19 protein-coding genes are annotated in these 19,438 nt (G+C 68.3%); 3 read left to right on the forward strand and 16 right to left on the reverse strand.

Annotated elements, in window-relative coordinates; translation table 11 throughout:
- Window positions 1-569 precede the first annotated feature (569 nt).
- Window positions 570-1,598: a dicarboxylate transporter/tellurite-resistance protein TehA gene (tehA, locus tag ACS5PV_RS11905; RefSeq protein ID WP_455395549.1), complete on the reverse strand. Its 1,029-nt coding sequence runs from the start codon at window positions 1,596-1,598 to the stop codon at window positions 570-572.
- Between the two features lie 195 nt (window positions 1,599-1,793).
- Here tehA and ACS5PV_RS11910 point away from each other — a divergent pair, with 195 nt between their 5' ends.
- Window positions 1,794-2,624 carry an oxidoreductase gene (locus ACS5PV_RS11910; RefSeq protein WP_135419827.1) on the forward strand — a complete coding sequence of 277 codons (831 nt, stop codon included), beginning with the start codon at window positions 1,794-1,796 and terminating at the stop codon, window positions 2,622-2,624.
- Between the two features lie 127 nt (window positions 2,625-2,751).
- Here the strand turns inward: ACS5PV_RS11910 and ACS5PV_RS11915 are convergent, their stop codons facing one another.
- From ACS5PV_RS11915 to ACS5PV_RS11950, 8 genes are all read right to left on the reverse strand, one after another.
- Window positions 2,752-3,717, reverse strand: a complete 966-nt coding sequence (locus ACS5PV_RS11915) for an alpha/beta fold hydrolase (RefSeq protein WP_455395550.1) — start codon at window positions 3,715-3,717, stop codon at window positions 2,752-2,754.
- 198 nt (window positions 3,718-3,915) lie between these two features.
- Window positions 3,916-4,806, reverse strand: a complete 891-nt coding sequence (locus ACS5PV_RS11920) for a LysR family transcriptional regulator (protein WP_135419824.1) — start codon at window positions 4,804-4,806, stop codon at window positions 3,916-3,918.
- 118 nt (window positions 4,807-4,924) lie between these two features.
- Window positions 4,925-5,287, reverse strand: a complete 363-nt coding sequence (locus ACS5PV_RS11925; protein ID WP_455395551.1) for a hypothetical protein — start codon at window positions 5,285-5,287, stop codon at window positions 4,925-4,927.
- A 29-nt stretch (window positions 5,288-5,316) separates the two neighbouring features.
- The gene (locus ACS5PV_RS11930) at window positions 5,317-5,781 is read right to left on the reverse strand and encodes a nuclear transport factor 2 family protein (RefSeq protein WP_017482942.1); all 465 of its coding nucleotides are present in this window, start codon (window positions 5,779-5,781) and stop codon (window positions 5,317-5,319) included.
- A gap of 89 nt (window positions 5,782-5,870) precedes the next feature.
- Window positions 5,871-7,934 (reverse strand): 2Fe-2S iron-sulfur cluster-binding protein, encoded by a 2,064-nt coding sequence (locus ACS5PV_RS11935; RefSeq protein ID WP_455395552.1) that lies wholly within the window; start codon window positions 7,932-7,934, stop codon window positions 5,871-5,873.
- A 58-nt stretch (window positions 7,935-7,992) separates the two neighbouring features.
- Window positions 7,993-8,610, reverse strand: coding sequence for a glutathione S-transferase family protein (locus tag ACS5PV_RS11940; RefSeq protein WP_017482944.1), 618 nt, complete (start codon window positions 8,608-8,610; stop codon window positions 7,993-7,995).
- Between the two features lie 174 nt (window positions 8,611-8,784).
- Complete coding sequence (locus ACS5PV_RS11945) at window positions 8,785-9,408, reverse strand: isochorismatase family protein (protein WP_012321606.1); 624 nt, start codon at window positions 9,406-9,408, stop codon at window positions 8,785-8,787.
- 167 nt (window positions 9,409-9,575) lie between these two features.
- Window positions 9,576-10,442, reverse strand: a complete 867-nt coding sequence (locus ACS5PV_RS11950) for a LysR family transcriptional regulator (protein WP_455395553.1) — start codon at window positions 10,440-10,442, stop codon at window positions 9,576-9,578.
- Between the two features lie 108 nt (window positions 10,443-10,550).
- Here ACS5PV_RS11950 and ACS5PV_RS11955 point away from each other — a divergent pair, with 108 nt between their 5' ends.
- Together ACS5PV_RS11955 and ACS5PV_RS11960 are read left to right on the forward strand one after the other, a co-directional pair.
- Entirely contained in the window at window positions 10,551-11,297 is a 747-nt protein-coding gene (locus tag ACS5PV_RS11955; RefSeq protein ID WP_455395554.1) for a pirin family protein, read from the forward strand.
- A gap of 715 nt (window positions 11,298-12,012) precedes the next feature.
- Window positions 12,013-13,317 (forward strand): PQQ-dependent sugar dehydrogenase, encoded by a 1,305-nt coding sequence (locus ACS5PV_RS11960; protein ID WP_455395555.1) that lies wholly within the window; start codon window positions 12,013-12,015, stop codon window positions 13,315-13,317.
- A 107-nt stretch (window positions 13,318-13,424) separates the two neighbouring features.
- Here ACS5PV_RS11960 and tnpC read toward each other — a convergent pair whose 3' ends face one another.
- The 7 genes from tnpC to ACS5PV_RS11995 form a co-directional block, all read right to left on the reverse strand.
- Window positions 13,425-14,972: an IS66 family transposase gene (gene tnpC / locus ACS5PV_RS11965; RefSeq protein ID WP_455395556.1), complete on the reverse strand. Its 1,548-nt coding sequence runs from the start codon at window positions 14,970-14,972 to the stop codon at window positions 13,425-13,427.
- A 79-nt stretch (window positions 14,973-15,051) separates the two neighbouring features.
- Window positions 15,052-15,399 (reverse strand): IS66 family insertion sequence element accessory protein TnpB, encoded by a 348-nt coding sequence (gene tnpB / locus ACS5PV_RS11970; protein WP_165091459.1) that lies wholly within the window; start codon window positions 15,397-15,399, stop codon window positions 15,052-15,054.
- On the reverse strand, window positions 15,396-15,764 hold the full coding sequence (gene tnpA / locus ACS5PV_RS11975) for an IS66-like element accessory protein TnpA (protein WP_455395557.1): 369 nt from the start codon (window positions 15,762-15,764) through the stop codon (window positions 15,396-15,398). Before tnpA ends, tnpB begins: the two co-directional genes overlap by 4 nt.
- Window positions 15,765-16,230: 466 nt before the next feature.
- Window positions 16,231-17,136, reverse strand: a complete 906-nt coding sequence (locus ACS5PV_RS11980; protein ID WP_455395880.1) for a sigma-70 family RNA polymerase sigma factor — start codon at window positions 17,134-17,136, stop codon at window positions 16,231-16,233.
- Between the two features lie 98 nt (window positions 17,137-17,234).
- Window positions 17,235-17,651 carry a cupin domain-containing protein gene (locus tag ACS5PV_RS11985; RefSeq protein WP_455395558.1) on the reverse strand — a complete coding sequence of 139 codons (417 nt, stop codon included), beginning with the start codon at window positions 17,649-17,651 and terminating at the stop codon, window positions 17,235-17,237.
- A 41-nt stretch (window positions 17,652-17,692) separates the two neighbouring features.
- Window positions 17,693-18,442: an SDR family oxidoreductase gene (locus tag ACS5PV_RS11990; protein WP_455395559.1), complete on the reverse strand. Its 750-nt coding sequence runs from the start codon at window positions 18,440-18,442 to the stop codon at window positions 17,693-17,695.
- Between the two features lie 209 nt (window positions 18,443-18,651).
- Window positions 18,652-19,107: a carboxymuconolactone decarboxylase family protein gene (locus ACS5PV_RS11995; RefSeq protein ID WP_455395560.1), complete on the reverse strand. Its 456-nt coding sequence runs from the start codon at window positions 19,105-19,107 to the stop codon at window positions 18,652-18,654.
- Window positions 19,108-19,438 lie beyond the last annotated feature (331 nt).

The raw sequence follows: 19,438 nt of genomic DNA on the forward strand, positions 1-19,438 counted from the left end.
AGCATCGCCCCGATCGGCGATGATCCTCTCGTCAGCCTGCCAAACCTCGCAGTCTGACCAGTCCGGCCCTGCCGGTCATCGTGGTGGACCACACTCAGCTACACCACGCCAGGGGACACGATCCTGCTGCTATCGTCCACGTCGATCAGCGCAGCAGCTGAAGGATGCCCTTGCCGGCCCGGCTCGCGAAAAACAGCGACTGCCTGCCAGGACCCCTGAGGGCTTCATGACCGTTGAGCGGGCAGCATACGTCAAGATCTGTACAATTTTCCGTTAAACGGAATTGCCTCAGTTCGCTTTTGTCAATGCTATCAAGCCTTACATGTCGGCTATGCGCCATCAGCGGACCTCCGACCGAAGGCACTGAAATGGCCGCTCGGAGGCCAACAGCTGCCGTTGAGATGGAATGGTTGCTCCGACCACCATAACCGTCCTCGGCAACGAACCGCTGCCGAAGCAACACGAACAAGAACGCTCCACCGTGATCGGTGGTTGGTCCAACAGCAAGGCACTCAACAACCGCTTGAAAGCAGTCCTCGGATTACTTGGCGAGATGACCGCGGGTACGGTCACGTCCGTGCTTGGCTCGATGCCGTCGGTGCAGCAAACATCTTGCCCTGGAGCAGTAAAGCCACGGTCATGATGGTAAGGCCGACGACGAGGCCGTTCGCTGCCAGGAAAAGGACCGGGGCGAGGACGGCGACCACTCCGGCATCGCCATGGGCAACCAGGCGAACCGGGGCCGTTGCCATGGCAGTCGCGCCGAAGCTGAAGGCCCAGAGCCCAGGGACAGCGCCGGCCTTCGCGATCCACGGCGAGAGCCGGGCCAGAACCAGAACCTGGAGCAGACCGTAGCCGATCAAGGCATGCGCGAAGAGGTCCGGCGCTCCGCCCCCGACCGAGAGGTAGGCCACGGCCCCCACCGGCGCGGGCGCCAGCTGGATGCCCAGGGTCGGGCGCAACGCGACGGGCTTCTCAGGCCCGGTCAGCAGGCGGTGGAGCAGAACCGATTCCATCGCGAGCCAGGAGAACAGGCCGGCGCCGAAGGCGAGCTGACCCCAATCCTGGTAGCCCAGGGCCGACGCCCCGGTCGCCGAGACGAAGCTTCCGGCCACGGTCGGCAGGTACAGCACCGCGGTGGTGGTGCCGTGGTCCCGGCCGCCTTGCCAGAGGCCGCCCGTCCGCCAGACCGCGAAGCCGAGCGTAAATAGGAAGCCGAGGCCGAACAGGACGGTTGCGGATCCGGCCCAGTAAGGGATGAGCCCGCTCGCGACGAGCATGGTCGCCACTCCGGCGAGGCCGATGAAGCAGCACTGGACCGCATGGGCCGCCTCGACCGCCAGCTTGTCCGGGGTGAGGACGGCCTTGAGGGCATAGAGGACGACGAGCACGGCCCAGACTGCGCCGGCGAGTACGTAGACCGCCTCCCCGACGACCGTGGGCAGGTGCCAGGCGAGCGCGGCCGCGCGCCAGGCCCCGCCCAGGCCGGATAGCCCCAGGACGATGCCGAAGTAGGCGGCCGGCGTGTTCGCGGCGACTTCCCTAATGCGCTGCGCGAGGTGGAGGCGTGGGCCGGCGACGATAGAGACCGTGGTCATGACCGTTCTCCTGTGAGGTCGGGATGTTGTCGGTCGGGCGCTGCGCCCACCGCTTCTCGACAAGGATGATAATGGACGACGGCCCCGATCTTTATTCCTCTCTCGGCAATGGAGAGGTTCGCGACGCGATGCTTGAGGGCAGCCGCTCAGCCACCGATCTCGGCGTCTTCGAAACATGAAGAAGCGGTGGTGAAGATGGATAGGACCTGGTTCGTCACGGGCTCGTCGCGTGGCCTCGGCCGGGCCTTGGCCCAGGCCGTCGTCGCGGCGGGCGAGCGGCTCTGCGCGACGGCGCGCGACCCTGCCGCGCTCGTGGACCTCGTCGAGGCCGGCGGCGAGCGCGTGCTCGCGTTGCCCCTCGACGTCACCGACGAGGAGGCGGCGCATCGGGTAGTCGAGGCTGCCGTAGAGCGGTTCGGACGCGTCGACGTCGTCGTCAACAACGCCGGGTACGGCGACGTCGCGCCCATCGAGGACACCGACCTCGCCTCGTTCCGGGCGCAGGTCGAGACGAACCTGTTCGGGGTCGTCAACGTGACCAAGGCGGCCATTCCCCTCTTTCGGACGCAGCGCCGTGGCCACTTTCTGCAGGTCTCCTCCATCGGGGGGCGAACCGGCGCGACCGGTCGCGGCCCGTACTCGGCCGCGAAGTTCGGCGTGGAGGGGTTTTCCGAGGTTCTCGCCATCGAGATGAAGCCCTTCGGCGTGCACGTCACCATCGTGGAGCCCGGCGGCTTCCGGACGGACTTCGCGGGATCGTCGACGCGCATCGCCGAAGGCAGTCCGGCTTACGCCGAGACCGTCGGCCAGGTCGCCGCCATGCAGCGGGCCTACGACGGCAAACAGCCCGGCGACCCAGAGCGCGCCGCCCGGGCGATGATGACCGTGGTCTCGGCGAAGGCCCCGCCGCTGCGTCTGGTGCTGGGTAGCGACGCCTACGCGCGGGCCGAGGCCGGCGACGAGGCGCGGCTGGCCGAGTTGCGTGCCTGGCGCGAGCTCAGCCTCTCGACCGACTTCCAACCTTGACGCCAGGTCTCCCCCGCAGATGCCCCGCTCTCACGATCACCGAAACGCGGCAGGAATGCCAAGGACCGCACCCCCATGAAGGGGGCGCGGTCCGCGTCGCGCCTACCAGCCAGGCCCCTCAGAAGGGTCAGCGCTTCGCCACCTGCTTGTCGAGGAAGCCGCGGATGAGGGGCGCCATCTCATCCAGCTTGTCCTCTAGCGCGAAGTGGCCAGTGTCGAGGATGTGCAGCTCCGCGTCCGGCAAGTCCTTCAGGTAGGGGTGCGCCCCTTCCTCGGGGAAGATCTTGTCGTTCTTGCCCCAGACGATCAGCGTCGGCGGCTTGCGCTCGCGGAAGAATGCCTGGAATTGCGGGTAGAGCGGCACGTTCGTGCGGTAATCGTAGAATAGGTCGAGTTGGATGTCCTTGTTGCCGGGCCGGTCGAGCAGGGCCTGGTCGTGGACCCAGTTGTCCGGGCTGATCCTGGAGACGTCCCGCACGCCGTCGGTGTACTGGAAGATCGTTGTGGGGAGGGTCACCAGACCCGACAGTGCCTCGCGGCTCTTGGCCGAGCCGTCGGCCCAGTAGGCCTTGATCGGATCCCAGAACTCGCGCAACCCCTCGTCGTAGGCGTTGCCGTTCTGGACGATCAGGCCGGTCACCCGGTCGGGGTGCTTGAGGGCGAGGCGGTAGCCGACCGGCGCGCCGTAATCCATCACGTACATCGCGTAGGACTTGGCGCCGAGTTGGCCGAGCAGGCCGTCCACAAGGTCGGCGTAGTGGCCGAAGGTGTAGGCGAACTGGGTGTGGTCGGGCGTGTCGCTCTGGCCGAAGCCGGGGTAATCGGGCGCGATGACGTGGTAGCGGTCCGCGAGCGTCGGGATCAGGTTGCGGAACATATGCGAGGAGGTCGGGAATCCGTGCAGGAGCAGCACGACCGGGCCGTCGGCCGGGCCGGCCTCGCGGTAGAAGACCTTCACGCCGTCGACCGTCGCGGAACGGTAGTGGACCGTCGCCGGTGTCTGGGCGGCGACCAGGGCCTGCTCTGCCTTGGCATGAGGGGGAAGGACGGTGCCGGCCGTCGTGAGCATCAGGGCAAGCAGAAGGTGTTTCATCGGTGTCTCCTTTCGCGGGGGCGTCGAGGACCTCGCCGCCTCATGGAGACATCATCGGTGTTCAGCTTGCAGGCGTTAATCGGCGTCGTGTGGAAGGCATTGTTGTCGCCTGCGGAATAGATAGTATCGCTTGGTTCCGATGACCTCGGCTAAGTCGAACCGACCCGGACCGACGCCTCGCGTCGACCCTGCGCCCGCTCAGTTGAGCAGGCGGTTGGCCCGCAGCCGCGCCACGGCCAGGTCGACGAAGGTCCTCACCTTGGCCGGCGCCTGCCGCCCCTCGGGGTAGACCACATGGATGGGCAGCGGCTCCTCCTCGTAGTCGGCGAGCACGACCTGCAGGCGGCCTCCCAGCAAGGCGGAGCCGATCTGGTAGTGCAGCACCCGGGTCAGGCCCCAGCCCGCGAGCGCCGCGGCGATGCCGGCCTCGTTCGTGTTGCTCATCAGGGCGGGATGGACCGTCACGCGCTGATCCTGCGCGAACCGCCACTCCGTCGAGGCCCAGGCGCCCGTGGACATGGCGACGCGGTGGTCCCTCAGGTCCTGCGGGCTCTGCGGGACGCCGTGCCGCTCGAAGTAAGCCGGTGAGCCGCAGACGACGCGGCGCACCGACCCGACTCGCGCGGCTGTAAGGCCAGAATCCGAGAGGTGGCCGATGCGCACGGCGACGTCGATGCCTTCCTCGACGATGTTCACCTGCCGGTCGACGAACAGCGTCCGTGCCGCCATGGTCGAGTAGGCGTCGAGGTAATCGGTCACGATGGGCAGCACGTGCATGTGGCCGAACAGGACCGATGCTGTCACCGCGAGGGTTCCGGACGGCGTCGCGTAGGAACCTGCGGCGGCGGCCTCGGCCTCGACGATGTCGGAAAGGATTCGCCGGCAATCCTCGTAGTAGCGGCCACCGGCCTCCGTGAGCTTCACCGAGCGCGTGGTGCGCACGAACAGCCGGGCGCCGATGGTCTCTTCCAGCGCGGCGACGGCCCGCGTCACGGCCGGCGGGCTCATGTGCATCAGGCGCGCGGTCTCCGCGAAGCTCGCCGTCTCCGCGACCTTCGCGAAGATCCGCATGGCCTGCCAGCGGTCCATGTCCCTGCTCCCCCGTCCCCAGCGGCCCGGCCATCGTGGCCTTGACGAATACAGCTGTTCGAGCATGCGCGCCGCCAAGCCGTCGCACCATGGTGAACGGCATGCCGGGCCAGGCCGCCTAGCCTTCGCGGGCGACCGCGGGATCCGGGTCCGGCGCCGCTCCGTCGCCAGCGAGCTCGACGGCGAGGCTCTCGATCTCGCGGCAGACCTCGGCGGGGATGCCTGACCAGACCGCCCGCGCACGCGCCTCGTGAAGGCGCCCGCCGTCCCGGGAGGCCGCCGCCAGGGCTAGGACCAGCGCCCGCGACGTGCGCGCGTCGAAGCTCCGGCCGCGACGCGCGGCGTCGACCTCGGCGCCGCACATCCCGAGCCCGCGGGCCTCCGCTTCCCGCCCTGGAGAAACGGGCGGGTCGCGGCCGTCCTCGGCCAGGGCGAGCGCGACGGACAGGCGCACGCGCCCGTCCAGGGTGAAGGAAGACATGGCCGCATTTCCACGCTTCGAGGGTCGGTTCAGAAGCCGAAGTGGCTGAGACCCGGATGGTCGTCGGGCCGGCGCCCCAGCGGCCAGCGGAACCGGCGCTCGGCCTCGCTGATCGGGTGTTCGTTGATGCTGGCGTGGCGGGCCCGCATCAGCCCGTCCTCGGCGAACTCCCAGTTCTCGTTGCCGTAGGCCCGGAACCACTGGCCGCTGTCGTCGCGGTACTCGTAGGCATAACGCACCGCGATGCGGTTGCCGGTGAAGGCCCAGAGCTCCTTGATCAGGCGGTAGTCGAGCTCGCGGTTCCACTTGCGGGTGAGGAAGGCCTGGGCCTCCTCCCGGTTCGTGACGAACTCGGCCCTGTTCCGCCAGCGGGTGTCAGTCGTGTAGGCCAGGGCGACCTTGGCCGGATCACGGCTGTTCCAGCCGTCCTCGGCGAGGCGGACCTTCTCGATGGCGCTCTCCTCGGTGAACGGCGGCAGCGGGGGACGGGACATCGGCTTCTCCTCGGGGTTTTCGGGGTGGACGCGTGTCGGGAGGTCGGTCGGCAGGCCGGCGGGACGGGACCCTCGGCCATCGCCCTCGGTCAGAGGGCGAGATGAACGGGGTCGCTCCCCGCGGCCGGGGTGGCCGAGCAGATCAGCACCTCGTCGGCCGCGTGGGGAGCGGTGGGCGCCTTCGCGTAGGTGACCGCACCTTTCAGGAGCTTGGTCCTGCAGGTGCCGCAGGTCCCGGTCCGGCAACTGAACTCCGGGCTGAGGCCGCGGGCCTCGGCGAGTTCGAGCAGCGTTCCAGCGTCCGGCGTCCAGCGCGCCTCCTTCGACGAGTTCAGGAAGGCGACCGGAACCGGCTCCGTCGACGCGGGCGGCAGCGCGGCCGCCCCGGCATCCGCCGGTATACTCCGGACCAGGGACGAGGGACCGAAGGTCTCGGCGTGGATGCGGTCGTCGGCGACGTTCAGGTCCCGCAGCCCGTCGTAGAGCGCCTGCGTGAAGGCCGCCGGACCGCAGAGGTAGAAGTCGTAATCGCCGAACGGCAGCACGCGGGCGAGCAGCGCCATGTCGATCCGGCCAGCGACATCGTAGTCGACACCCGCCACCGCATCCCCGGGCGCGCTCAGCACCCGCACGACCCTCACCGCGCTCCCGGCCGCGGCGGCGAGCTCGGCCACCTCCCTATCGAAGGGACGCTCCTCCTTGGAGCGGGCCGCCTGGACCAGTGTGGTCGGCCGGATGCCCCGGGTGCGCAGGCCCTCGTAGACGAGGTGGCGCAGCATCGCCAGCAGCGGCGTGATGCCGATGCCGCCGGCGAGCAGCACGGCCGGCCGCTTGGCATGGGCGTCGATGATGAAGCCGCCGGCCGGCGCCCGCGCCTCGACCAAGTCGCCGACCCGCAGCGTGTCGTGGAGGTGCCCGGACACAGTGCCATCGCGCTTGACGCTGATCCGGTAGACCGCGTCCGAGGGCGCGACCGAGAGCGTGTAGGTGCGGATGACCAGCTTGTCCGCGCCGGGGAGCGGCACACGGATGGGCAGGTGCTGCCCCGCCTGGTGCGGGATCAGCCCGGACCCGTCCGCAGGCTGGAGGTGGAAGGAGCGGATCGTGCGGCTCTCGTCGACGATCTTCGTGACCGTGAACGGGCGCCATTGCGTCGCGAGGTCGGCGGCCCGGAGCCGGTCGGCGGCCGCGTGCCAGTCACCGGTCATCAGGGAGTTCGGCGACCAGCCGTCCGCCTGAAACGTCCAGCGCAGGGGCAGCGCGCCCCGCCGCCGCACGACCCGGCGGGGCCGGAACGTCCACAGCCGTTCAGCGCCTTGGAAGGCGGCGATCTCGGGGGAGGACAGGACGACCTCGGAGTCGCCCGTCATCTGCAGGAGGTCGCCGGTCTCGAAGTCGGCGAAGACGAGGCCGGCCCGGCCGTTCAGGAGGATGTTGCCGAGCGTGGCGAAGAACAGGTTGCCGGCGAAGTCGGGGACCGTGAGCGTCCCGTCCTCGGCGACGCGAACGAAGCCGGCCTTGCCGCCGCGGTGCGAGACGTCGACCTGGCGGCGGCCGTCGCGCTCGGCGTAGGAGGCGACGAAGAACGTGTCGGCACCCTCGACGATGGCGCGCGCGTCCGCGTCGAGGCCGGCGTTCTCCTCGACGGTTCCAGAAAAGGGCTCACGCGGGTCGCGGACGAAGGCGAAGTCGCGCAGCTGGATGTACTGCGGGCAGTTGCCGAAGCTCTGGTCGACGGCGAAGTTCAGAACGCCGTCCGCCGCGGCGCGGATGAGGCCGTTGACGCGGTTGCGTCGGCGGGTGTGCAGCTCGATCCCGAGGAGCCCGATGGCCTCCCCGTCGCGCAAGCCCGCGCTCGCCGGGTCGCTCGGATCCGGCCGCACCGCGATGTCGAGTGTCGTCGGCGTCGGCGAGGCGATGAACCCGGGACCGCCGGCGACCAGCGTCGCCCAGGCGTCGCCCCGACCGTCGACGCTGCCGGCCACGATGAACGGGATCTGTTCGTAGAACGCGCGGTGTTGGTCGGGCATGAAGTCCCGCACCACGCGGCGCCCGACCTGCTCCATCCGCTCGGCCACGCCGACCTGCTGCTGGATGGCCTTCTCGCCCGGATGCCAGGGCGAGGACTTCGTGATGGTCGGACCGTCGCTCATGATACTCTCCCGTCCGGTTCGGTCGGGCGCGCGCACCGGCGCGCCCGAACAAGCGGGGTCACGCCGCGGCCGTGAGGCCGGCCGGCGTCTGGACGAAGGGGACGAAGCCCGGCAAGGCCTCGATGCGGCGGAGGAAGGCGTTGACGTTGACGTAGCTTGAGAGGTCGACGTTGCCCTCGGGTGCACGCGCCAGGTAGCTGTAGAGCGCCACGTCCGCGACGGTGGGCCGCTCGCCAACCAGCCATTCCCGGCCCGTCAGATGCGCCTCCAGGCGGCCCAGCAGCGTGTGCGCCCGCCCGATCACCTCCTCGGGCCGGAAATTGGCACCGAAAACGGTGACGAGGCGCGCGGCGGCCGGGCCGTAGGCCAGTTCGCCGGCCGCCACCGACAGCCAACGCTGCACGGCGGCCTCACCCTCGGCATTCTCCGGCAGCCAATCGGTCCGCCCCAGCTTGCGCGCCACGTAGACGAGGATGGCGTTCGAGTCGGAGACGACGGTTCCGTCGTCGTCGAGGACCGGCACCTGGCCGAACGGATTGAGGGCAAGGAACTCGGGCCGCTTGTGGGCGCCTGCCTTGAGGTCGACCTCAATCGCCTCGTGCGGCACGCCGAGCAACGAGAGGAACAGGCGGGCCCGATGCGCGTGGCCCGAGAGGGGATGATGGTAGAGCTTCATGACCGCGTTCCCTGCTTTCTGTCCGGGTGAAGCCCGAACCACATTGGCAAGGTGACGCGATCAGGGGGTCGGGAGAATGCTCGACCTCCGCAGTTCATTGTTGTCGCGAGCGGAACAATCCATCTCGACTGGCCCGGCCGGTGCGGGATGCACGGCCGGGTCCCTCGAAACGGGTCACGCCTGACCTTTGGCGGCCAGAAAGCTCGCGTAGATGTTGCCGGCGAAGGGCAGGTGGTCGCCCATCAGCCTGGCGTGCGCCTCGCCGGTGGCCGATTGCCAGTGGCCAAGAAGCTCGGCGCCGACCGCGACCCAGGTGATCGGCACGACGCCTGCCTGCACCATGCGGGCGACGGCCGCTTCCTCGACGAGCTTGCTCCAGGTGCCCGATGCATCCAGCACCGCGTAGACGTCGTAGCCCGCCTCGCGGGCCGCGAGCGCGGCGAAGGCCACGCAAACCTCCGTCGAAATGCCGGCGATTAGGAGCTTCTTCCGACCGGTCGCCTTCACGGCGGCGGCGAAGTCGGCGTTGTCGAAGGCGTTGATCTCGCCCGGCCGGTGCACGACGGTCGCGTCGGGCAGGCCCTGGGCGACGACCGGCAAGACCGGCCCGTTCGGGCCGTCGGCCGCGCTGGTGGTGACGATGGCCGGCAGCTTGTAGATCTGGGCGATGGTGACGAGCGCCTTCACGTTGTTCAGGAAGTCCGCGGGCGTCTGGGTCTGCACGCCGTTGGCAAGACCGGTCTGGTGGTCGACGAACAGGACGGCGGCGTTCTCGGCGGTCAATCTCTCGTAGGACATGGTGCTCTCCTTCGGTGGGGATGGTCCCGCTTCGGAGCCATCCGGCACGATGAAGATGCCGTTCCATGAGAAGGGTCACTAGCCGCCACTTCCGGCACTCTGCGTCCCTGAAACCGGAACGCCGCCGGAACGCTTGCCAGGGCGGCACCTGTCGCTGCAAGGGGGCCTTATCGGCCGAACCGCTCGATCAGCAGGTCGGTGAGCGCCTGAACCTTGCGCGAGGAGTGCTGCCCCGGTGGGCGCACGACGAACATCCCGATGGAGGGAAGCGCATAGCGCGGCATGACCGGTATCAGGGTCCCGGCTGCGACGTAGGGTTCCGCGATGACATCGGGCAGCGCGGCGATACCCGCACCCGCGGCCGTCGCCTCCGCGATGGCCACCGCGCTGTCGGCCCGGAAGCGGCCCGTCGGGCGGACCGGGAACGGCTTGCCCCCGGCGCTGAACGTCCAGGTTTCCGTCGCGATCATCACGGCGGGATGGCCGGGCACGTCCTCGGGCGTCTCGGGGGCGCCGTACGTGGCGACATAGTCCGGGCTTGCGAACAGCCGCACGGAGAAGGATCCGATGCGGCGCGCGACCAGGTTCGAATCCGCCAGGTAGCCGACCCGGATGCCGCAATCGAAGCCCTCGGTGACGAGATCGACATAGCGGTCGCTGTAGCGGCAGTTGATATGCAGTTGGGGATGGCGACGGGTCAGCTCCGCGATGGCCGGCGCGAAGTGCGTCGGGCCGAACGTGGAGGGTACGGCAACCCGCAGGAGGCCGCGGAGCTCGCCGCCAACCGCGACCGCCTCCAGCGCGGCGTCTACCTCCGTGCAGATCCGTGCCGCATGTTCCCGGAACGTCGTGCCCGCCTCGGTCAGGGCCGCGCCCCGGGTAGTACGGGCGAGGAGTTGTGTTCCGAGCTCGGCCTCCAGCCGCAGAAGCCGCCGGCTGACAATCGACTTCGCCAAGTTGAGGCGGCGTGAGGCGGCCGAGAGCCCTCCCGCGTCGGCGACTTCCACGAAGGTCCTCAGGTCGTCCACGTCCATCGCGTTCCGCTTCCCGGGACGGAGCTTGCCCGGATCGGACGATACCGTCCCTGGTACGACGACGCTACGTTCCATGGAGGAGATGCCCACCGAGAAAGGACGACGACCATGGACGTGACCAAGCTCAGACGCGGCGACCGCATGGGTGACCCAACCCGTGGCTTCGCCGTCGAGATCATCCGTCCCGGGCTGAGCCTCGGCGGCGGAGATAGCGGCCTAGGCGCCATCGGCCGGATCGACCGCGCCACCGTGGCGCCCGGGCACGTCATCGGGATGCACCCGCACCGCGACGACGAAATCCTGACCTACGTCCGGGCCGGACGGATGCTCCACCGGGACACGGTCGGAAACGCGGAGGAGATCACGGCGACGCGCCTGATGATGATGAACGCCGGCCACACCTTCCAGCACGAGGAGCGCATGCTGGACCACGGCCCGGTCGAGGCACTGCAGATCTTCCTGCGGCCGCGGGCGGACGACCTCGGACCCAAGGTCCAGTTCCACGACTTCGGGGAGGTGTTGAGCCACGGCAAGTGGCGCCTCATCGCCGGGCCCGAGGGCGCGCCGCTGGAGGTCCGAGCCCAGGCATGGGTCTCCGACGCGCATGTTGCGGCCAGGGCAGCGTTGTCCCTGCCGCCGCTTCCGGCGCCCGATGCGGTTCGCCTGCTCCACGTCTTCGGCGGCGACGTCGAGGTCGGCGGCTTGACGCTGCGGGCGGGTGATACGGCGTACCTCAAGGGGGACGGCGGGAGGGTGCTGGCCGGCTCCGACGCCGACCTCGTCCTCTTCGTGACCGATCAGGGCGCACCGGTTTTCCGCGGTGGCATGTTCAGCGGGAACGTACTCGCTGATTAATCGCGCGTTCCGCGCGCCGGTCGTGTCCCTCGATGGAATTATCGAACTCGACCGGGGCGCGCAGCGGAAGGTGCAACGGTGGAGGTCGGTTGCGAGGCCGGTGCGCGTCGAGAGCCGGACCCATAGTCTTCCACCACGTAGTGAACCGCACTGACATGCCTGCTACCCGTCGGTCGCTAATATGCCCGTAGCTGCTGATGTCGTGGCCGCCGCTCATAGGTCCGCTTCTTCCTACCAAGCGGAGTTCTGGGCTCGCAGGCTTGAAGGTCTGCAAGGGGTCACATCCGGCTGGGCCCACGAGGCACGCTCCTGGCGGAGCTGCCCCACAGAGGCGAAGCTGTCGTGCTGGACTCAGAATGTTCCAGGACCGTCTGAGCGACGTAGCAGCAGCCCAGCGGCAGGACGCCCCCCGAACGCGCTCTACGACGCTCCTAACACCTCAGGGCTGGGTGCACTCCCCCACGCAGGGTGACGGCGCTGCCTGTCATCCGTGCGCCGACAACCCTCCCGCGTTCATCCGCCCGTGGTCGGCTTGACCATGCGCGGTATCAATCAGGCTCTTGCAAGGGCGATGCAGACCATGATCCTGGAACCACGGTCGTGCCGCCGGCGCAATTCCACTGCCTCAGCGGCGCACGTCTAGCACCGGTTCTGGCGGCTGTACCCAGCCCAGGTGCCTCCAGCCGATCAGGCGACAATCGTTGGGAGAGGGTCGTTGAGCTTGTCGAACGCATTCGCGCGTGGTGTTTCGTTGATCGGTGGAGCCGCGTCCAGGCTGCGGCGATTTCGCGATGGCAGCTACGAACCTGCCTGGGGCCATGCGCCCACCATTCCGACCGCGAAGCCGCAGGGCCGGATCATGACGCTGAAGATGCCCACGGCACGCGGGTGGTCGCCGGGGCAGCTTCCGGTCGCTGCCCCCGGCCTGAAGGTCAATGCCTTCGCCACCGGGCTGGATCACCCACGCTGGCTTCATGTGCTGCCGAACGGGGATGTGCTGGTCGCCGAATCATCCGGCGAGCCGCGCAAGGTCATGCGACATCTGTTCGACCACGCCATGACCGCGACCATGAAGCGCGCCCGCGCCGCAGGGGTGAGTGCAAACCGCATCACGCTGCTGCGCGACACGGATGGTGACGGCGTGGCGGAGACGTGCGAGCCGTTCCTCACGAGCCTCAGGCAGCCATTCGGCATGGCCCTCGTGAAGGACAAGTTCTACGTCGGCAACACCGACGGCATCGTCGTATTTCCCTACGCCGAGGGCACCACCAGGATCGCCGGGCCGGGCTGCAAGCTGGTCGATTTCAAGCCGGGCGGCCATTGGACACGCAGCTTGCTGGTCAGCGCGGACGGGACGAAGCTGTATGCCGGCGTCGGCTCGCTGAGCAACATCGGCGACGATGGCAAGGCGGTCGAAGAGGGCCGCGCGGCCGTCTACGAACTCGACCTCGCCAGCGGCACGAGCCGCATCTTCGCCTCGGGACTGCGCAATCCTGTCGGCCTCGCTTGGGAACCGAGCACGAACGTGCTGTGGACGGTGGTCAACGAGCGCGATGGGTTGGGCGACGAGACGCCGCCGGATTATCTCACGTCCGTGCAGGATGGCGGGTTCTATGGCTGGCCGTACTCGTATTGGGGGCAAACCGTAGACGACCGCGTGCCGCAGGACGCCGCCGCCGTCGCCCGCGCGATCACACCGGACTATGCGCTGGGCGGCCATACTGCATCACTGGGTCTTTGCTGGGTGCCGGCAGGAACGCTGCCTGGCTTCCCGGATGGTATGGCGATCGGGCAGCACGGCTCCTGGAACCGCAGTACATTGAGCGGCTACAAGTTGGTCTTCGTGCCGTTCGAGAACGGACGCCCTTCCGGCCCGGCTCGCGACATCCTGTCCGGCTTCCTGGCGCCGGACGAGAGTGTCTCTTATGGCAGGCCGGTTGGCGTCACGCTCGGCCCGGATAAGTCGCTGCTGATGGCTGACGACGTCGGCAACGTGGTCTGGCGTGTGACCGGGGCCTGACTCCGGCCTCAAGGCTGCAAGGCCTTGGCCCTGGCCCGGTCGTTTGACGCTGGGCTGCCGGCGTCTTCGAAGTAAGCGCTCGGTGACGGAGCAGCTTGTCAGGCGGCCTACTGGGCCCCGCCTGTCGGCACCCAGTTCCAAGGCAGCAGATCGGCCAGTCGCTTGGCCGGGTGATCGGCGATGCGCGTGAGCACGTCGCGCAGGTAGCCCTCGGGATCGAGCCCGTTCATCTTGGCCGTCTCGATCAGCGTGTAGAACGCCGCCGCCCGCTCGGCGCCCAGCTCGGATCCCGCGAACAGGTAGTTCTTGCGCCCGACCGCCACGCTACGTAGCGCCCGCTCGGCTGCGTTGTTGTCGAGGGCGAGACGCCCGTCGTCGAAGGCCCGCATGAGCGCCGGCCAGCGTGCCAGCATGTAGCGCAACGCCTTGGCCAGGTCGGACCGGCCCGGCACCTGGGGCAGGCTCGTCTCGGCAAACGCCTTCAGCGCCTCGGCCAGCGGCTTCGAGCGGGTCTGTCGCTCGCGGGTGCGCGCATCGGGCGGCTTGCCGTGCAGGTCGCGCTCGACCCCGTAGAGCGCCCCGATCCGCTCCAGCGCCTCCGCCGCAAGCGCCGAGCCCGTCGCGGCGTGCACGTCGAAGATCTTGCGGCGTACATGCGCCCAGCACCCTGCCTCGGTCAGGGCACCGCCCGCACGCCTGGCTTCGTACAGCCCGTTGAAGCCGGCATAGCCGTCGGCCACCAGCACGCCGGAGAAGGCCGCCAGGTGCGCGAGCGGGCGCTCACCCCGGCGGTCGGGCGAGGCGAAGAACACGGCCGCCGGCGGACGGGCGCCGCCATGGGGACGCTCATCCCGCACGTAGGTCCACAGCCGCCCGATGCTCGTCTTGCCCGTGCCGGGCGCCAGCACCGGGATCGGCGTGTCGTCGCCGTGCAGGACGTCCGAGCCGCCGATCACCTCCCGGCGCAGAAGCTCGGTCAGCGGCTGCAGCGTGGCCGCAGTCGCGCCGAGCCAGCCCGAGAGCGTCGAGGTCGCCAGATCGACGCCGTCGCGCGCGTAGATCTCGGCCTGGCGATACAGCGGAAGATGGTCGTCGAACTTCGCCACCGCGATGTGGGCCAGGAGCCCGGGACCGGCCCGCCCGCGGGGAACCGCATGGTGGGGAGCCGGTGCCTGCACCACCTGCTCGCAGGCACGGCAGGCGAACGCCTCGCGCACGTGGCGCACGACCTTGAACCGGCCCGGCACGTAGTCGAGGCTCTCGGTGACGTCCTCGCCGATCCGGCGCAAGCTCCCGCCGCAGGCCGGGCAGGCGCAGGGACCGGCGTGGACCACGCTCTCGCGCGGCAGGTGCGCCGGCAGGTCTCGCCGGGCGGGCTTGAGCCGTGCGGCCTCCCTCGCCTCGGCGACGACCGGCGTGCCGGCCAAGCGCTCGGCCTCGTCGACCTCCAGCGCCTCGATGGCCAGTTCGAGTTGCTCGAGGCGCGGGCCGAACTTCTCGGATGAGGTGCCGAACCGCGCCCGCTTCAACCGGGCGAGCTCGCCGCGCAGCTTCTCGATCAGGGTGCTGGCGTGGACGGCCTCGCGCGTCAGGCCGACGATCAGGCGCTTGAGCGCGTCGACGTCGTCGGGCAGCGAGGCAGGATCGAGAGCCATGCCAACAGCTTAGCCCTTGCCAGGGGCCGTCGCCACAGGTCCTGACCACGGACGTGGCCACCTCGGTAGTCTGCCGCCTTCAGCCCGCGATCGTCGGCCGGTCGGTGCGCAAAGGTGCGCGCCAGTCGATCCCCTCCAGCAGCATGGCGAGTTGGGCCGGCGTCAATGCAGCAGCGGCACCGGCGGTGGACGGCCAGACGAAGCGGCCCTTCTCCAGGCGCTTGGCGAACAGGCACAGGCCCTGGCCGTCCCACCACAGCACCTTGATCAGGTGGCCCTGGCGCCCGCGGAACACGAAGGCCTGGCCCGAGAACGGATCGCGCGCCAGATGGTCCTGGACGAGGGCGGCCAGCCCATCGAAGCCCTTGCGCATGTCGGTGTGCCCGGTGGCCAGCCAGACGCGCGAGCCGGACGGGACGGGGATCATCGGCCGAGCAGCGCGGCGATCGCGCCCTGCAGGAGCGTCAGGTCCGCTCCGGCTGCGGCCCGCACACGATGCCCGCCCGACAGCTCGATCTCGATCAAGCCCGACCTGGCCGGCACGTCGTCTGCCGTCGTGGCCGGGGGCGGCAGGGCGAGCGGGATGAAGCTCGGCGGGGCAGCCGAGGCCTGCTGTTCGGCCAGCAAGGCGCGCCGCCATCGGAACAGCAGACTGGAGTGCAGGCCGTGCCGACGGGCTACCTCCGAGGCGGTCGTGGCGGGATTGTCCGCCTCGGCCAGGATGGCGCGCTTCTGCTCGAGCGACCAGACGCGGCGGGTGCCCGCAACGACGACGTGAGGAGAGTTGGTCATAGGTCCAGACACAGGGCCGATACAGCGCCATCTGACGCCAGACACTGTATCCAGAGCAAAGCACTACAGGCACAAGGCGGCCTTCACCGAGCGCTTACTCTTCGAAGCTCCGAACGGTATCTACGCCGCCTCTCCGGATCTTCCCCACCATCGTATACGGGACGCGATTGAAACCAGCCATGCTGGATCCGCCAACGAAAACCGCAACCGACCCGCTGCGGTCCCCGAGAGGGTCCGCTTCCAGGCTGTTGACGCGGCAGAGGTCGACGACTGCGTTGGGTGGGTTCCCGCTGCTCCGCCTTCGGTCGGCAGCACACAATAGCGGACATCGCGCCGCGCCTGCTTCCTACTGTCGCCCGAAGACCAAGGGATAATCAACCGCGGCCTCGGCGGTTATTGCCAACAGCTTCCATCTGCAGGGGCACACCATGTCGGGTAGGGCGACTCGGGTGCGCCCGCAGTCTGATTAGTGTGTCCGCGAGCTAGGATCCGATGCCAACGCGAGAGCCTGCGCGACGTGGCGAAGCTTGTCGGGATTGCGGGTTATGTAGATCGCGGTGATCCGGCCATCCTCAATGGCGAGCGCAGTGGTTTGGAGAACGTCGCCGCGTTCGCGACTGATATAACCGGGCAAGCCGTCGATCCAGACGGGTTCGAGCATCTGCGCCCAGCCTCGACCCCATTTGCGCCGCACACCCTCGAACATGCGCAGGAGGCGGTCCAATCCGGTAATGGGGTTGATGAAGGCCAAAACCTTGCCGCCGCCATCGGAGCGCAGCACCGCGTTTTCGGCGAGAAGAGTACGCAGCGCTGCGGTATCGCCGCTGGTGGATGCCGCGAAGAAGGCCTGTGCGATCCGCTCGCCCTCTTCGCGCTCTACGGGGAAGCGTGGACGCGCAGCCTCCACGTTCCGCCGTGCCCGGACGGCGAGTTGGCGCACGGCCGCCGCCTCCCGATCGAGCGCATCCGCCACCTCGCTGAGCGGCACGCCGAAAACGTCGTGGAGGAGAAATGCCGCCCTCTCGAGCGGCGACAGGCGCTCCAGCGCCATCATCAGCGTCAGCGTCAGGTCATCTTTGTCCAGCCCATCCTCCTCGTCCTCGACGAGCGGCTCGGGCAGCCAAGCGCCGACGTAGGTCTCCCGGCGGGCGCGGGCCGACTTCATCTCGTCGAGGCAGAGGCGCGTAACGATGCGCGCGAGGAACGGATAGGGAGCAGAGACCTTCGTCTGGTCCACCGCCACCCAGCGCAGCCAGGCATTCTGCACGACATCCTCCGCTTCGCTGCGCGAGCCAAGCATGCGGTAGGCGATGCGCAATAGCCGCGTGCGATGGGACTCGAAGATCGCCGTGGCGATTTCGGCCTGCGACATGGACCGTTCCTCGTAAACGAAGCCGGTTGAGCGAATGTGGACGACCATCACGTATCCTTGCCGCCTTGAACAGCTGAGTTCCCGCGCCGCCGCCGCTGCTAGTGCCGGTCCGGCGTCGTCAATACCCGGTCAGCTGTATCCACGACGAAGACGGCGAGGAGTTTGGAGGGCTCGACGTCGCTGGCGTTAGCGCTAACACTGTGGTGATCACCGGGCATTTCGACAAAGCTTTCGCCGACGCGGAAGACCTTCTCCGGGCCGTCGTTGATCCGGCTGCGCACCGCGCCCTTGATCACAGTTGCCGTGATGAAGGCAGATGCGGCGTGGGTGTGGGACGGTGAGGATCCGCCTGGACCGTACTCGACGAGGACGCCGCGCAGGCTCTTGCCGGGAACCGAAGGTAGCGGATGGTCGAAGATCGTCGTGACGCGGGCCTTGCCCCTCACAACATCGGCCGCCATCGCAGGAACGGCGGAGACGGCAACGAGGGCGCCCAGCAGAAATGCTTTGAACATGGAAGGGGTCTTTCTTCGTGGATGGGGAGAAGCGCAGCGGTTCAGGCAGCAGCGAGCCAGTTCTCGAACCGCGTCGGCCCGAGCCGCGCCGCTTCCGCATGCTCGGGGACAAGCGACCCCTTATCGAGCGCGGCGCCGAAGTAGCGCGCCGCCCTGTCGGCTAGGACCTCCCGACGATCGCCGGTGGATGCGATCGAGTGGGCGATGAAGTCGCGGAACGGCAGGCGGTCCGGCCCGGCGATCTCGATCGTCACGTTGCGTGCGGGAGCAAGCGCGACATCGGCGAGCGCTGCGGCTACATCGGCGGCGGCGATCGGCTGGAAGTCGGCATCGGGAACAACGATGCGGTCGCCTGCAACGGAAGCCTGGCCGATCGTCGCGACGAACTCGAAGAATTGCGTCGCCCGGACGATGGTGTAGGGAAGGCTAGAAGCCGCGATCAATCGCTCCTGCGCGACCTTCGCGAGGAAGTATCCGTTCCCCACCAGGCGGTCCGTGCCGACGATGGATAGGGCGACGTGATGTTTCACACCCGCCTCGCGCTCCGCGGCGAGGAGGTTGCGACTTGAGCGCTCGAAGAAGTCGAGAACCGCCGCGTCCTCGAAGGACGGAGAGTTCGACACGTCAACGACGACGTCAGCTCCGGCAAGAACCCTGGCCAAGCCTTCGCCCGTCAGCGCATTCACCCCGCTGCTCGGCGAGGCCGCAATGGCCTCATGTCCTTGTCGCGACAGTTCGGCCGTCAGATGCCTGCCGATGAGGCCGCTTCCGCCAATCACCACGATCCTCATGGTACCCGTCTCCTTGGTCGAGAACGGACAGGGCGGCTCCTTGCCGCTTTCAGGCGTCCGTCGAACAAATGACGAGGCGGGATGGGCCCGATGTGACATGCCCCGGAAAAAAGTCATCGACATGGGACGTGGAACTGCCGCCGAGGATTGATTGATATCCGCGGGAATGGGACGGCGCTGGCACCGCCCCTGACAGAGCGCAGAAGCGACTAAATTTTCGCCTGGACCGGGAGGCGGAAGGGTGCGCCGAGGCGGTTGAACGCGTTCATTGCCGCGATGGTGATTGTGAGGTCCACTAGATCCTTGGGCGCGAAGGCTGCGCTTGCGGCCGCATAGGCCTCATCGGAAGCGTGCGTCTCGCTGACCAGCGTGACTTCCTCCGCCCACGCGAGCGCGGCGCGGTACTGGTCAGGAAACAGGTGGGGCACCTCGGCCCAGACCGGAACCAGGGCGACCTTCTCGAACGGCATCGTTTTAAGGAGATCCCGGGTGTGCAAGTCGATGCAGTGCGCGCAGCCGTTGATCTGCGATACTCGCAGGAATACAAGATGGATCAGTTCATGGGGTAGATCAGTGCCAGTGGTGATGTAATGGTGAATGCCATAGAGCGCTATAGCCCCCTGCGGGGCCACTTCGTTCCAGACCAGTCGCTTGATCTCGCTCATGTCTCATCCTTGTGCTCGGAGCGTCGGAGATCGACGTTCGAAGCTATGACGAACCGACCTGCACGGTTGTGACATGCGACGCGCATTCTCTCATAAAGCGGATCATCTTCCAGCCGAGAGTATCTACATCCGCTTCCAAGCGGGCCGAGCAGGTTGATTGACGACCGACATGGATCGAAAGCGAAACGTCCGCTCTCGAGCAGAGGGGTAGGATCCGCTTCCCAGCCCATGCGGCCGTTCAGAGGTGGCGGTTCGAGTGTCCGCTTAAGTGTCTCTCACAAAACTCCCGATCACCGTCGTCTCTCGCTTTGGCGGCGTCAGCGCAGCGGGA

It is taken from the genome of Methylobacterium sp. Gmos1, assembly GCF_053764715.1.